The organism is Paraburkholderia sp. BR10872 (assembly GCF_040965835.1).
GTDB classification, from domain to species: Bacteria; Pseudomonadota; Gammaproteobacteria; order Burkholderiales; family Burkholderiaceae; genus Paraburkholderia; species Paraburkholderia nodosa_A.
Map to the genome: position 1 here is coordinate 43,067 of NZ_JBFRCN010000019.1, position 14,088 is coordinate 57,154.

17 protein-coding genes are annotated in these 14,088 nt (G+C 60.1%); 13 read left to right on the forward strand and 4 right to left on the reverse strand.

The window, feature by feature from the left end:
• The first annotated feature begins 10 nt into the window (after nucleotides 1–10).
• On the forward strand, nucleotides 11–634 hold the full coding sequence (locus tag AB4Y43_RS16790; RefSeq protein ID WP_368728301.1) for a hypothetical protein: 624 nt from the start codon (nucleotides 11–13) through the stop codon (nucleotides 632–634).
• A gap of 100 nt (nucleotides 635–734) precedes the next feature.
• Here AB4Y43_RS16790 and AB4Y43_RS16795 read toward each other — a convergent pair whose 3' ends face one another.
• The 3 genes from AB4Y43_RS16795 to AB4Y43_RS16805 all read right to left on the reverse strand — a co-directional run bounded on the left by AB4Y43_RS16795 (nucleotide 735) and on the right by AB4Y43_RS16805 (nucleotide 2,431).
• Entirely contained in the window at nucleotides 735–1,172 is a 438-nt protein-coding gene (locus AB4Y43_RS16795; protein WP_368728302.1) for a hypothetical protein, read from the reverse strand.
• Between the two features lie 115 nt (nucleotides 1,173–1,287).
• Nucleotides 1,288–1,728 (reverse strand): hypothetical protein, encoded by a 441-nt coding sequence (locus AB4Y43_RS16800; RefSeq protein WP_368661988.1) that lies wholly within the window; start codon nucleotides 1,726–1,728, stop codon nucleotides 1,288–1,290.
• A gap of 295 nt (nucleotides 1,729–2,023) precedes the next feature.
• A complete protein-coding gene (locus tag AB4Y43_RS16805) occupies nucleotides 2,024–2,431 on the reverse strand; it encodes a hypothetical protein (protein WP_368728303.1) in 408 nt (135 codons plus the stop codon).
• A gap of 298 nt (nucleotides 2,432–2,729) precedes the next feature.
• Between AB4Y43_RS16805 and AB4Y43_RS16810 the strand changes: the two genes are divergently transcribed.
• The 7 genes from AB4Y43_RS16810 to flhD all read left to right on the forward strand — a co-directional run bounded on the left by AB4Y43_RS16810 (nucleotide 2,730) and on the right by flhD (nucleotide 7,830).
• Nucleotides 2,730–2,942, forward strand: a complete 213-nt coding sequence (locus AB4Y43_RS16810) for a hypothetical protein (RefSeq protein WP_368728304.1) — start codon at nucleotides 2,730–2,732, stop codon at nucleotides 2,940–2,942.
• A gap of 650 nt (nucleotides 2,943–3,592) precedes the next feature.
• Complete coding sequence (locus tag AB4Y43_RS16815) at nucleotides 3,593–4,330, forward strand: hypothetical protein (RefSeq protein ID WP_368728305.1); 738 nt, start codon at nucleotides 3,593–3,595, stop codon at nucleotides 4,328–4,330.
• Between the two features lie 350 nt (nucleotides 4,331–4,680).
• Complete coding sequence (locus tag AB4Y43_RS16820) at nucleotides 4,681–5,304, forward strand: polymer-forming cytoskeletal protein (protein WP_368728306.1); 624 nt, start codon at nucleotides 4,681–4,683, stop codon at nucleotides 5,302–5,304.
• Nucleotides 5,301–5,588: a hypothetical protein gene (locus AB4Y43_RS16825; RefSeq protein ID WP_368728307.1), complete on the forward strand. Its 288-nt coding sequence runs from the start codon at nucleotides 5,301–5,303 to the stop codon at nucleotides 5,586–5,588. The genes AB4Y43_RS16820 and AB4Y43_RS16825 overlap by 4 nt, the downstream gene beginning before the upstream one ends.
• Nucleotides 5,585–6,955: a helicase HerA-like domain-containing protein gene (locus AB4Y43_RS16830; RefSeq protein ID WP_368728308.1), complete on the forward strand. Its 1,371-nt coding sequence runs from the start codon at nucleotides 5,585–5,587 to the stop codon at nucleotides 6,953–6,955. Before AB4Y43_RS16825 ends, AB4Y43_RS16830 begins: the two co-directional genes overlap by 4 nt.
• Nucleotides 6,952–7,455: a hypothetical protein gene (locus AB4Y43_RS16835; RefSeq protein ID WP_368728309.1), complete on the forward strand. Its 504-nt coding sequence runs from the start codon at nucleotides 6,952–6,954 to the stop codon at nucleotides 7,453–7,455. The genes AB4Y43_RS16830 and AB4Y43_RS16835 overlap by 4 nt, the downstream gene beginning before the upstream one ends.
• Nucleotides 7,456–7,509: 54 nt before the next feature.
• On the forward strand, nucleotides 7,510–7,830 hold the full coding sequence (gene flhD, locus AB4Y43_RS16840; RefSeq protein WP_368728310.1) for a flagellar transcriptional regulator FlhD: 321 nt from the start codon (nucleotides 7,510–7,512) through the stop codon (nucleotides 7,828–7,830).
• Between the two features lie 155 nt (nucleotides 7,831–7,985).
• Here flhD and AB4Y43_RS16845 read toward each other — a convergent pair whose 3' ends face one another.
• Nucleotides 7,986–8,600: a hypothetical protein gene (locus tag AB4Y43_RS16845; protein ID WP_368728311.1), complete on the reverse strand. Its 615-nt coding sequence runs from the start codon at nucleotides 8,598–8,600 to the stop codon at nucleotides 7,986–7,988.
• Between the two features lie 572 nt (nucleotides 8,601–9,172).
• Here AB4Y43_RS16845 and AB4Y43_RS16850 point away from each other — a divergent pair.
• The 5 genes from AB4Y43_RS16850 to AB4Y43_RS16870 are packed head-to-tail and all read left to right on the forward strand — an operon-like array spanning nucleotide 9,173 to nucleotide 14,080.
• The gene (locus AB4Y43_RS16850; protein WP_368728312.1) at nucleotides 9,173–9,700 is read left to right on the forward strand and encodes a hypothetical protein; all 528 of its coding nucleotides are present in this window, start codon (nucleotides 9,173–9,175) and stop codon (nucleotides 9,698–9,700) included.
• Between the two features lie 17 nt (nucleotides 9,701–9,717).
• Nucleotides 9,718–10,386, forward strand: a complete 669-nt coding sequence (locus AB4Y43_RS16855) for a DNA topoisomerase (protein WP_368728313.1) — start codon at nucleotides 9,718–9,720, stop codon at nucleotides 10,384–10,386.
• A gap of 2 nt (nucleotides 10,387–10,388) precedes the next feature.
• Nucleotides 10,389–10,829 (forward strand): hypothetical protein, encoded by a 441-nt coding sequence (locus AB4Y43_RS16860; RefSeq protein ID WP_368728314.1) that lies wholly within the window; start codon nucleotides 10,389–10,391, stop codon nucleotides 10,827–10,829.
• A 15-nt stretch (nucleotides 10,830–10,844) separates the two neighbouring features.
• On the forward strand, nucleotides 10,845–11,075 hold the full coding sequence (locus AB4Y43_RS16865; RefSeq protein ID WP_368728315.1) for a hypothetical protein: 231 nt from the start codon (nucleotides 10,845–10,847) through the stop codon (nucleotides 11,073–11,075).
• Nucleotides 11,076–11,125: 50 nt separating this feature from the next.
• The gene (locus tag AB4Y43_RS16870; protein ID WP_368728316.1) at nucleotides 11,126–14,080 is read left to right on the forward strand and encodes an LPD1 domain-containing protein; all 2,955 of its coding nucleotides are present in this window, start codon (nucleotides 11,126–11,128) and stop codon (nucleotides 14,078–14,080) included.
• Nucleotides 14,081–14,088 lie beyond the last annotated feature (8 nt).

Consider the following 14,088-nt stretch of genomic DNA (forward strand, 5'->3'; position numbering starts at 1 on the left):
ATAGAGAGTTATGGGAAAGACAAAACGCTCAGGGATCGATGTATCGGCAATTCTGTTTTATCCGCGCAACGAGATTCCTGAACGTCTCTCAATCAGGGATCTCGACGGTCTTTCGCTAGAGCGACCACTGTCCGGATACATTACCGGTATATCGGGATTTCAGCGCGTGCAGAGTTTGATGCATGCCCGCGAATATGCGAACAAGAAGCGTCTCGAAATGTTCGTGGTCGATATGCTGGTCAATTTCCAGAAGCCTATTTATCCGAAGATTCTTCCACCAGAAGAATTGCCCAACCATGACGTGCTGAGCCTGTTCCGCGCATCCAAATCGCTGATTGCGGAAATTGCCGCGCACTGGAAGGCGTGGGTTGCGGAAGATGAAGGCGTCGATGCGTTGAAGCAATACAAGTGGCTCAAGCCTGAGGACTTCGTGGCGCGCCGCACCGACCTGTTGCCGCGTCTGCTGGCGTTGCCCGAGTTCCAGCATATCAACGTGGTGACCTATCCCGCGAAGGTCGAATTCCACCAACTACCGATGACGGCTACGTCATTCAAGGTGGACTATGCGGTTCAACCGAATGTGATCGCCGCGGCTTCTGTGAAGTTTCATCCCGAGATCGAAGTGACGATCTAAGACACCATGCCGCGTTCGCGTGCATGGTGTGCCCGTGCTGGGCGCTTGCCAGCAAGCGCCAGACGGTCCCTCTTCATTTCCGCCTTTCCCCGCCTCACCGTCAATTGACGTCCCGTCTGCATGATTCTGCGGGCGTTGCACGGCGCTCGCCGTCCGCCGAAGTAAAGATGTTTCGTTTCGCGAAGTAAAGTAGAAACTTCGCCGTATTCAGGCGCATTTCTGCGATTTCGAAGAAATATTCTCCTTGAAAATCAATTGATTGCGTGTTTTGCGAAGTGAAGATGGAGCTTTCCCGCGGCCCGAATTGATAGGGCATGTGGCCGCCGGAATCGCGGGGTTCGGCGGGTGCGGTCTCGCGTATTGCGTATTTTCGCGACTGAGGGTTTAGCTCGGACTGGCAACTGGACCGATAAGGCAACTTATCGGTCCTGTCGCATATCGTCCACCCGACGCCGTGCGAGGAGCGGCGTCGTTCCCGTCCTCCGGCCGGCATGGCAATCTGGCGTGCGGCAGCAGACGACCCGAACCAGACAGTCATCCCGCTCCAAAGCAGTCGTCCAATCCGTTTCGTAAGCGACCAATCAATGACGCTCTGCGGCGTCGAGGCATATGCTCGCCATCCGGCAATTGCAAGAGCCATTCTGAGAAAGGGGTTAGCTATGACTGGACAAGGTTTGTGCGCAAATCGAATTCCAAACGACGGCGTCGAGCGGCATCACGGTTGACCAAACTATTCTCCCCGCGAGTGAAGGATGCGGGGCAAATCCGAAGAACTGATCAACGGCTCGGGTTACTCCCTTGTCTTTCAACAAAGCAACACCCTCAGTCAGAAGGTGCTGCTCCTGCCAATCGCGGGAATTCATCAGCGCTGAGAAATCCCTGAAGCTGTCTGCAATAGGATGAAGTCCACCCTCCAACACATCAATTTTCTCAACCTTCCCTGATCGGCGCTCAAAGAATAGATCGCCGAAGACGGACGCCCCTATCGGCCTAACCGGACCATTGACCAAGCTTGGCCACTGCGCCAAGAGATTACCAAAATCAAGATGTGCCGCATCGACAAAAATATCGTCCCAAGACAGTTGTGAGCTCATTGACGCCGAATCGTAAGTTTGAGTTGAAATGTCCTTCGGCCTTCCATTAGGTTTTTGGGCCTACTCGGAGTGAATCACCTACCTGCCGTCTCAGGATTGTCAGCAATCTAGCAGCTTCTGTCGAGCGGCCGCATGTGGCCGCAGTGCGTCACGCGAACGGCCCCGCGCCTGCCCGGCTCACGTATCATGCGATAGGCATACCGGCCCTGAGCAGCCAGTTGCCTTACTTCCGAACGGACTTTCCCGACGGCGGCGCTTTAGATCTTTTGCCTTCGGCATTTCCGGCACGCGCGATTCAAGTGAGCACAGAACGAGACCGTAGACGCCAGGCATACGCACATACGAAAAGGTCAATTGCCATCCATAGTGCAGGAGTGTGGCTGCCGGGTCCCGAAACCGCGCTCTCCTGACGGTGCATTGTCATCTGAAGGATGGTGCAGGCGAACGCTCCAACAAACAGGGGGAACGCAATGCGCCGTAGTTTGAACAATGCGACCGCACCACCCAGCTCCAATGCGAACGTCAGCCCGACGAGTGCCCAAGCCAGCGTTGTCATGGACTCGAGGGCGATCCGTGCTTTCGCAGAAAACGGCGCCGAGTGCCAAACGAGGAGAAGTGCGCCGGCGGCAGGCAAAATAGTTACCAGATAGTAAAGAAATACAACCCAGACAAGAATTGGCCGTTTCGTTTTTATTGAATTCATGCTGGTCTCGCTAGATAAGCCGTTTCAACTGCCATCTCGGCGGCGATGCGCGCCCCATCTCGCATCGAGGAATGCTGGACAGAATATTCGCCGGTCCTCTTTCTTCTCATCGAGGCTACCAACGATTGTCGACGATGCACGGTGCGTTGCCGAACGTCCGGTTGTGGCCGATCACTGTCTCTAATGTGGAACGCATGACAAGCCAAACCGCGTGTTCAGACGACGTGAGTCTGGGGCAAGGTTTCGGCGCCGGTTCGTGAGGGCGGTTGATTAAACTCCGTCCGATAGAGCCGACCCGATGAGCGCTCTATTCGTGATCAAGCCGTGGGAGGTCCGTGAGCGTTCGGCCCTCATCGGCATCAGTGACCACCATTTCGATGCCTTCGCGTCCGGCCTCGTCGACGACGCAGCGGACTTCTGGACCTGCAACGCGCTGGCCATCCAGCGGAAAGACTGTTACGACGGTGTCGCCCTTAGCCAGTGCGTCTACCACTTCGATTACGGGCGATGAGTGCGGAGCGACCTCAAATTGGTCTCCGCTCACGGACACCTGCCCCCAAAGCACGTGTGTGACCCTTTCCGAATTCCCGTCCACCCGAACCGCCGTTATAGCGTGTACAGCCATCGCTTTCCCTCCCTTGTTGGGGAAAATCCTAGCACGAGCGCAATGAACAGCCATCTCGGAACCTCCCGATACCGCGAGTCGACGATGTACCCTGGAACTGGTGCGTCGATTTCGAGCGCTGAATGGAGATCGGGTGAAAGTTCAACTGCTGCGCAGGATCAACCGGACGAACGTCAGCCACCACCCACCCTTCGCAAAGTTCCAGATTTACTTCCCTTCGTCAACAAGGTCCAAGTTTACTTCGCATTTCCGGAAAGCAAAGTTGAATACACGGGCTGGTTCGCTTACCGCAGCACGGGCTCTCTTTGGGGGAGGATGAAACAACATTATTTCGCGGGACGCTCGCCGGGGCATTCCGCGTCCAGATTTCTTGACTGGCAGACAAAAAAATAGCATCATGAATTCCGTATCAAACTAACGATACGTAATTATGGGCCTGCGACGGGGCCGAACACAGGTGGAGCAGCCCGACGCACTCGTGAAATCCGATCGACGCGCGCGTATGGCCGGGCGACGGTCAAGCATGCGGGGATCGTATGGACAGCGCAATTCAGCAGGGTGGATCCGGGCAAATGCCGGGGCAGGTCGTGATGACGGCGCGGGGTTGGATCGTGCTTCTAGCCATCGCGGGCGCGGTGGGGTTTGGCGGCTACGCTGAGTGGCAACGCCTTCATCCCGCTGAATATGCAGGTGGTGTTGCCCATCAAATGCCGCCGCGGACGGTCGCGCCAGCACAGCCGTCAGGGGCCGTCGGCGGCCCCCTCCCGCAGTTCACAGGTGCGTCCAGCCAGCAGCTCTCCGATGAGCTCGTGCGCGAGCGCCACACGCGTGAGATCCAGGCGTCGGCGTGGCGCGCGGCCGCCGAGGCCAACAAGCACCAGCTCGAGGCGATGGCCGACAGCCTTCAATCACTTGAGGAGCGCGTCGACGTGATCCAGAAGGCGGTGGCGTCGGCCCCAGCGGCTACGCCGCAAGCGCCTCAGGCACGCGCAACGCGCGATGGTGTGGCCCAGGTGGTCGCCGTCTCGCACTCGATCCACCAGGCGCTCGACACCGCGCGCGCGGCGGCCGGAGTCGATGTCACCGCCCTGCCACTGCAGGCGATTCCCGCGCAGGCGATGAACATCACGGGCTTCGGCAATGGCGTCGTCCAGATCGGCGGTCAAAGCCTCTCGGTCGGCCAGGCGCTCCAGAAGGGCGAAATCATCGTGGCGATCGACCCGGAAAGTCATTCGATCGTGACTAACCAACGCATCATCAACGTAACAAACTGAGGCCCAGCATCATGACCAATCCGATCGTCCGACTGTGCCTTGCCACTGGCATCATCCGTCAGAACCCCCCGAGCCAGAATGGGTCGACGGCAACGATGGCAGGCGCAGCACGTGCGCCGGCCCCGTCCACCGCGCAACCGGCCACAGCAAATGCGGGGCAGGGCGCACCGGCAGCCGGCAACACGCAGGGTCCCGCCCGGTCGCAAACGCAGGCGTCCACGCCAGCTCGACCTCAGCCCCAGGCCAGCGCAGCGCCTGGCACCTCGGCCGAACAGCGACAACCACGCCAGGATGCAGCGCCCGCCCGTGCAACCCAGCCGCCCGCATCCGCGAGCGCTTCCGGCGGAGCCATGTCGACCACGGTGCGTACGGACATCATGCAGGCGGTCACAAAAGGTAAGGACATCGGAACGGTCTTCCCGGTCGAGGCGAAGTTCAACGGCAACCTCGAGATCGATGAGCACTTCGTCATCAAGGGCGTGTTTCGAGGAAACATCACCCAGGCAGGGTTGCACAGCCTGCTGATTGGCAATACGGGCGGCGTGCATGGCAATGTGCGTAGCCATCAGTTGATCGTTGGCGGACTGATCGAAGGCGATGTCTGCGCGAACGAGGTCATCATCCTTGAGACCGGCAGGATCATTGGCAACGTGACATACGAAAAGCTGGCGATCGAGCTCGGCGGCGAAGTCAACGGCCGGATCCAGAAGGAGGTATTCAACGTCGTCGCCGGTCAACCGGCAAGCACGGAGACTGCCGGTCAACCGGTGGTGCAGCCGGGCGGCTCCGAGAGTCGCGAGGGTACGGCGAGCAACGCTCGGCCGGTACAGCAACACGCGTCGCCGATGTACGGTGGCTTGCACGCCGTTGCGAATTTGCCGCGGCAAGACTATGTGCCGGGCGGCGCGGGGGCCGACTGGAGCCAGGGCGCAGGCGGCGCGAGCGGCCAGATCAATGAGGCGCACGTTGCATGATGCGGAAACTCTCCGCCCGGATGCTTTTCGGCATCGACCTGTTCGGCTTCACAGTGCTGCGCGTCTACATCGCGACTGGAATCCTGGTTGCACTGGTGGGGCTCCCGAAGCCGCACCCGCTCTGGATCTGCGAGCTGATGGAGACGTTGACGAACGACCTCGCGGGTGACGCGACAGTCGATGTAGCAGCCAAGATGATCTTCTTTGCCGGCTGGATCGTGATGTGGATCGCCTGCATTGGATTCCTCCGGCTACGCAAGCGCATTTCACACCGGTCCGTATGAGAATCCCACTCGGTTTCAATGACTACCTGCGCAAGCAGGGCAAGGACGTTCCCGTCTTCTGGGACTCCGACGATCTGATCAATCCACACATCATCCTGTGTGCGAAGTCCGGCATGGGCAAGTCGTACCAGCTCATGCGTTTCATACGCGAGGGGCTCGCGTCAGCGGGCGACGAGTTCGAGCGGTATCACAACCTCGACGTGCATGGAGATCTCGTTATCCCAGGTGAGAGTCGCGTGGAGTTCTCGCGTGCGACGCGCTATGGATACAACCCGCTCGTGCTCGACCCGAATCCGAAGTCGGGTGGTGTTGAGCGGCAGATCAACTTCATCCTGCAGACGATCAACCAGACGTCCCGCAAGATCATGGACAAGCAGGAGGCCTGCCTGCGCAACGTCCTGACCGATGTCTATGCGATCTTCGGCATCTATGAGACGGAGCCCGCGACATGGCGACGCGAAGAGATCACCGAGCGCGAGCGAAACGAACGATGGACACGCGACTTTCGCGAGCTGATGGCGCGTTACTACCCGACACTCGACGATGCGATTGCATTCGCGGAACGAAAACTCCGGGCCATGTACGGCGGCCTGAACGCAAACGAAGATGGTAGCCGTGCCGTCAATGCACTCGAAGAGATGAATCGCACGGCGGCGAGTCTCAATCGTCTGGTCAACACGAAGCTTCGCAAGGTGGACGACGAGGAGCGCGAGAAGGCTGCGAAGAGTCTCGAAGCTGCAAAGGAGAAGTACCTCGAGCGCGTCATGGATTACATGAAGACGATCGAGACCGGCCGCGAGTATGACGACCTGATCAAATACGACTCGAAGGATGTGCTCAAGAGCGTGATCGACCGGTTGAAGAATTTTCGCGCGATCGGCATCTTCAATGCGAATCCGCCGCCGTTCGACCCGAGCGCGAAAATATGGTCTTACGACCTGACCAACATCGACGAGGGCGAGAAGTACATTTTCGCGAAGATCCGCGCACAGTACATCATGCGGATGCGAAAGCTCGCGGGCGCGACGCCCCACCTCAAGGAGGTGATCGGTGCCGACGAAGCCCATAACCTGTTTGATGACGATCCCGACAGCATCTACAACAAGATCGCCAAGGAGGCGCGCAAGTTCGGCCTCGGACTGTGGGCCGTATCCCAGACGCCGTCTGACTTCCCGCAAGGTGTAATCACGACGGTCGCGACGAAGATCCTCCTTGGTATCGACAGCTCGTTCTGGGCCGCCTCGTGCAAGAAGCTGAACATCGAAGAAAGCGTCCTCAAATTCATCACGCCGCAGAAAACGATTGCGGTGTACATGGACAAGAAGGGCTCGACCAACGCCAAGTTCAACACGGTGGTGCTCCAATGAAGCGAAATAGCCCGCGCGCGCGCAGCGCGTTGCAGCGCAAGGCGCTTGCTGGTCGTGCGATTGAGTGTGGTCTGGTGCTGCTGATCGTATGCACCGTGATCCTGCATCTGGCATCCGGGTTGCCGGCGTCCAGCGCGGCGATCACGAGGCTCGTTGCACAGGCCCGGAGCAGCGCGGACGCCGCTCGACTCGTTGCTGATGCTCTGGCTGCGGATCCGTCGCCGAGCAGGCGCACGTTGCTCGAGCTGCAACGTAGCGTGGTTGCGGTGGAGCGAGCCGGGCTCGAGCCCGCGCAAGCGGTGCGGGCGGACGCAGCACTCGTGCTCGAATCGAAGCGTCTCGCTGCTACGCCGTTCTCGGACATGACGGCCGATGACCAACTGCATTGGGTCGTCCTGAACGTTGGCCGTGCAGTGCCCGCAGTGATTGCGCTCGCGACCGCGTGGTGCGGATGGCGTCTCTGGCAACGTCGGATGCTGCGCCGCCAGGCTGCGAACTGAGTCATCCAGCCTGTCCGGTTCCGTATAGCCTCTTCGACTTCTCTGGTCCCTGCCATGGATAGTGATCAACCGGCCGTCAACGAGATTCAGGAGATCAATCTTTCGTATTTGTTGCTCGCACAACGGATGCTTCGCGAGGACGTTGCGACCGGCATGTTTCGCCTGGGTTTGTCAGCCGAGGTCGCTGAAATTCTGATGGCCTTGACGGTTCAGCAGATCGCGCGGATTGCAGCGTGCGGCCAGATGCTTTGCCAGCTTCGCTTCGAATCGCCTGAAATTCTGGCGGTCCTGGCGCGACATGGGCCGCTTCGGAGTGTGGCGAACATGCATGCGGCGATTCTTCTCGCGGGCATGCCGACGGCCAAACTGGTGTGATGTTCCCTATACCGGTGTGAGCCGGTGAGTCCATTGGAGGACGGCATGCAGGAGTTCCCGTTTCCTTATCATGCGGGTATCCGGATGTTGTCGCGAGCGCGACGGCACTCGCGTTGTTTGCAAACGCGGCGAGATAGAAGTTCGACAAGTTTCAGTTACTTAAAAATCCAGGTCTCCACCTTGCTTGTTGAGGTGACTTGGGCTGGTGCAAATACGACCCGCCGCCTGAGTTTGACCGCCATACCGCCTTCCACAAAGCCTGTGAGTTTATAGTTGTGAAAGTCGTACCGGTTGGCCAGAGCATCGTAAGCGGCGTTCGCCTCGCCAACGGTGCGCCAAAGATGCTCCGCTGACACCTTGTCCGCTCTAGGAAAGATGCCATGGGCATAGTACTGCTTGAATCGAAACTTTACCCGGATGCTTTTTCCAACAATGTCCGCCTGGTTCAGGAACATGGGGATGGTCCCTTCGGTGCAATGCCGGCAAGGACTCCATTGAGCCACAAAGACGATCGTGCATCGTGCAGGGAGTGCCTGCAGCGTTCCGTAACGCTTGGACAGCGCGGTCATGAGTGCTTGTTCAACGTGAATTCCCGTGTCCGCCTTGTACGTTTCAACGTGAAAGTACTCGATATGTTCATCGCGTTCAACCTTGCCCTCCATGTTAACGTTGCTAACCTTGACCATTACGGCGGCGGACATCGCATCCTCCGACCAGTCGTTCCTGTTGAGATGCAATACCTCCCATGCATTATTTGTCAGGCGTCCCATGCGTTTTCCTTTTTTGAAAGGGAAAGAGGAGACCGGCGCGTGTCGCCGGACCGCATCCAATTTGTCACTGAGGGCTACTGACTTAGCATAGGCGACGTGAACATTGGGGACCAGAAGTATGTTCTTATCTTTCGATCCCTGGATCCAACATGGGAACGGACGTACTTCTCGTACATGCAACACAAGGTGGGGAAGTTCAAGGGCGCTTACACATGGACGACAAGACGCTCCGCCGCCGAACGCTTGGCCGGGCGTACTGGCATTCGCTGATCCACGGTCTCATCCATCGCGTCCTCGACTAGCGGCTCCCCCAGCCTGCCTTCGGCTGTCTGTTGTGTTTGTCATTTGTTTCCGGGATTGGTAGCCGAAAAGGCGAGGGTGCAGGTGTGCGGGTGAACGGTGCGGCCCCTGACGCGGGCACCAGGTAGTGCTGGACAAGCGATAGCTGCTCGTTATAATAGTTCGTATCGTTGCTTTGATACGGAATTAGTATCACCAGGATCAGAGTGCGACGACCACGCGGCGCGGGTGTCCAACAGGGCCGCAAGCAACCATCCACTGTGAGGGGATTCATGACCAATGCCGCTGCTGTGCTTCGTGCCGTCGCCCGTCGTGGCGACAAAGTCTTCGAGATTGCCAGTTTCACCGAGCCGACCAACCCGGATACGCGCGCGGTTCTGACGGGCGTGATCGAACTGGTCCAGGGTAAGGGCAGAGAGCGCGTAACGGCGTTCGTCAACGATCGCAAGGGGCAACCTGGTACGTTCATTTCGCTGTCCGCACGTCGCGTCGACGACCATTCGGGCGAGATCAAATACGTGACGGTCGCACTCGGCAACGTCGTGAACGCTCGCGCCGACGGCAGCGACGTTTACTACGACACGGTCCTCTTCAACCCTGTCGGCGATACCGGCGAGCCGCTCCCCGGCGCGCAGCCGGTGGCCGTGTACGTCACGCGTGCGTGCTCGCCGGTGCTGCATGCGCGCCTCGGCTTTGCCGCGTCACGTGTCGAGCGTCCGGCGCGCGCTGCGGTGGCCGAGCACGGCGTGCCTGGCAACGGTGGCGGCACCGATTTCGGCGACGACGACGTCCCGTATTGATTGCGGCATAGCCTTCCATGAGCTACGAGAAGGGGCAGGTCCTGCAAGGCGGGGTGGTCGAGCTGGACGCTGCCGAGACAACTCCGCCCGAACGCTACACCGAGGGCACGTTGATCTCGGCGATGACCAACATCCATCGCTTCGTAACGAACGACGCTGACCGGAAGGTGTTGCGGGATGCCAGGGGTCTCGGAACCGAGCGCACGCGCGCACCCATGATCGAAAAGCTCAAACACGTGGGCTACATGGCAACGCGCAAGAAAGGCAGCCGCGTGGAGGTGTATCCGACCGATCTCGGCATCGAGTTGATCACCAAGCTGCCGCCCGAAGTCGAGCTCGCGAACCCCGTAATGACGGCGAAGTGGGAAATGACATTGAGCCTCATCGAGCAGGGAAAGATCACCCCACAGCAGGCCGATGGGGTGGTGCGCAAGCAGGTTGCGAGGATCGTCGAGGCGATGAGACGTTGCGTGTTTGACGCGGCCAAACTGGGACCGGTTGATCAGGCCGCCTCCTCACCGAGCGGAAAGGCCGCTCCGCAGACGGATGAAACGGTGCCGGGCCACGGCGAAACCTGCCCGAAGTGTCGAAAAGCTCAAATGAAGGGCATCCGGTTTGCCTCGGGTAAGCGGAAACTTTCGTGCTCGAGCTATCCGTCCTGCAAGCACGATGAATGGGTGAACTAACCATGATGAAACCGGTTGAGCTTAGCGTCCCGATGCTCAAGATGATCTCGGTCATGAAGGAGTTCACGACAGGCGGCGAATCACGCGCGCTGATCCAGCAGGCGCTTCTCCATCCGGACGGATTTCACTTCGAGGCGAACCTGCAGGAGCAGCCGTTGGCACGTGTGAGCCTGCAAGGCGAAGAGATTTCGTTCGAGACCCACGATGGCATTTCGGGTCGCCTGTATCCCGAATTCGCGCTGGACGCATACTCTCTGACTACAACGGCGAGGGGCAATCCGGCGGATCTGCCCGCGGTGCTGGCAGCACTCAAGACCGCATTCAGTGCTGCCGACGACGTGCGCGTGAGCGCGGCGGGGCCGACAGCCGAGGGTGCCGACGATGAGACGTTCATCGTGGACCCGCAGATTTTCGACACGCTCGCATTCGAGCATCAAACCTAGAAATTGAGGGAATTCATGGCATTGGACGACAGCATTGACGCGATTCGCGATCTGCAAAGGACCGGGATGCAGCTCGCTCGTCTGGCTTCGTATGCAGCGATGGGCATCCAGCCGAGTCGGCAGAACATGATCAACGCCCAGCACTGGTTCCAGCGGGCCAGCGATCGCCTCGAGCCGGCTTTGCAGCTGGCCGAGGCGAGCCGCGTATCGGTGGCGAGCCGCCCCCGACCGACGTTCAGGGGGTGAGCGTGACGATGCGGCGTTGGGTGAGCCTCGCTCGATATGACGGGGCTGAAATGCTGATTGCGATGCAGTGCCCGCCTGACGGGCGCAATCGCCTGGTTGTGCGGGGCTACACGCGCAGCAATCTCGCCGCATTCGGCTTTGAAGAAGTCGCAAAGGGAACCTGGCTGGCCGACAGGCCAGCGTTCAAGCTCTCGGAGCTGAAGTCATGGTTCCCTGGCTTTGACCCCGCTCGCGATGTCCGCGACATCGACGTTGATTCGTTCCTGATTGGCTATGAGGATCTCAATCTGCTCGGCGATGACGGGTTGATTGGCGCGCTGCTGGATCGTCACCTGGAGGAGGAAGCGCGGCGGAATACGACGGCGGCTGCTTCGTCCGCGGCTGTGACCACTGCGCCGTCGCATGAGCAATGGGTGGCGGGCGTGCGGCGCAATGCGCCGCGCGAAGCACTCGCCACTGTCCTGTCCGGCTTCGCTGTTGAGGACGAGAACCGTGTATTCAGGGCGGAGATCGACGAGCGCACGCGTAGCCACTTCCTGAATGAGGCAGGCCTGACCGGGCTCGGGCGTGGCTTCGACGTCTATGAGCGCGCTGCAGCGTTGAGGGGTTCGCTCGGTCAGGAGCTCAGCGAGAGCATCGCGCGCTACAACGCTCTGCGACAGCGTGGTCTCGACGCTGTATCGGACTACGACCTGGGAATCGTCTACGGTGGCGATCCGGTCGTGGCACTGCGCCAGAACCTGCTGCTGTCTCAGGCGAACATCGACTATGTGCGCCGGCGCATGCAGGTCTTCCACGAGCTCGCTGAAGAGCTCGCCGGCCCGGATGTCGGCGCGGACGATCTGCATGCGGATGAGCCCGTCGCGCAGCCTCAGATTGCGTCTCCGCAACAGGACGTGCCGGTCGAAGGCGGGGCGGCTGAGGCTGGGGTGCATGTGCCCCGCCTTCGACCAGTCAAGAGCGAGGCGCGTCAACGGCAACGGATCGAGGACGCGGGCGAGAAGATCGGCGGCGCACGTAAGGATTACTATGCCAGGGCCCTGGCGCGCGTTGATCTCGATGGCATGAACGAGCGCGAGAAGGTCAAGCTCGTGACCAAGGACAACATCTGGCCGGGCAAGAGCCTCGAGGACTTCCAGAAGGAAGGGCAGGACGTGAACGTTGCCCTCTTCGTCACGCAGCTCCGGCGCGAATGCCCGCCATCCATTGCGAAAGCTGAGCACGCTGAAGCCTACGTCGATCTCGTCACGAGACTGCGTGATATCTGTGCCGAGCTCGAGGACATTGCGCAGGTACGGGAGTCCCGATGGGAAGCGAAAGCCGGCACGTTCGTCAACCGGTTGCAGGACGCGGGAATCATCGAGGTCGAAGTCCGCGAATACGGCGGCCGGCAGTCGAAGAGCATGAGTCTCGCCGACGCGTACCAGGAATTGCTGAACAGGGACTCCCGAACACGGAAGTTCATGTTCGACTTCATTTACGAACCTGACAGGGGCTATCGCCGGGCCATCAAGGCGTACTCCGGCAAAGCCGTCAAGGTGAATGACGAATGGCAGAACGTTCGGGATCTCGACTCGGACGGCATCTATGCCTATCTGGCGGGTCGCAAGGCCGAGGCAAGCGCGCGGCGGCAGCGTACGATCAGTGCCCGCGCTGAGGCGGAAGGCGATGAGAGCAAGGTCGACTATCTGTCGCGTCCGCACCTGGATCACATTCAGCGTGTCGGCCTGCCGGACGAGCGCAACGGCCGCGACATATCGCCGGACGACTTTCTGACGACGTTCGGCTTTCGTGCATGCGAGTTCGGCAACTGGCTTCCGGATATCGAGCGCCAGGACGTCCTCAATCGTGCGTACGACGCCCTGTCAACCTTGTCGCGCGTCCTGGGTGTGGACCGGCCATTCCTGAGTCTGGGCGGGACACTTGCGGTCGCATTTGGCGCGCGCGGTGTTGGCCGCGCAGCTGCGCACTACGAACCGACGCGCAAGGTCATCAACCTGACCCGCCTGAACGGAGCGGGGTCGCTGGCGCATGAGTGGTTCCATGCGTTCGACGATCATCTCGGTGCCCACGTGAAAGCGCTGGTGGCCGCGAGCCGCTACGAGGGCCACGTGAACTACTCGTATTTCGCGACCGATGCGTTCCTGACGCGCAAGCGCGAAGGAAGGCGTCACGACAACCGCGAGATCGCACAGCAGCGCTATATCCCGGCCGATCTGAAGGACCGCCTGATGCCGCTCGTCAATGCGGTGAATGCGCTGACAGTGCGGCGCTTGACGGATGAGGAACTCCAAGCGCTCGCGGACCGGAATGTCGGCGTGCTCCGGCACAACGTTGCAGGCTGGTTGCGCAATGTGCTCGGCTACGTTGCGCCTGAAATGGCATCGGAGGAACGCATGGCGCAGGCCGCTGCATACGAGGCCGCAGTGTACGAAGAAATGACGACGGGCTCGGTCCAGGGATGGAGGCCGGGTCCGCGCCATCACGTCGTTGAGCGGCTTGCCGACATGTTCGAACAGGGTGCCGCGAAAGATCTGACGAGGGAGCAGGTCGCCTACGTCAAGCAATGCCTGAACGGTCTCGAAGACAACCTCAAGCGCTTGCCGGCCGGGATCCAGCAGGCAAGCGATCTGGACGCGTTGCGCAATTCCCGCGAGGGGACCGGCCTCGTCAACACTGACTACTTCAAGGCGGGAGAGGCACTCGACAAGGGGCGGTCGCCGAAATACTGGTCGTCGGTGATCGAACTTGCGGCGCGCGCTTTCGAGTCGTACGTGCAGGACCGTTGCGCGTCGCTCGGCTGGCGAGATGACTACCTCGTGCACGGCACGCAGGGCTTGCGGTTTGCTGAGGCGAAGCACTCGCCCTATCCGGTAGGTCACGAGCGAGAGCGTACCAACTGCGCATTGGCGGAGCTGATGGCGATGGCTCGGCAGGAGTTCGCTCATGGGATTGAACACACGCATGCGGACACCGTGTCACATTCGCGTCCGAAGGCTGCATAGGGGTCCAT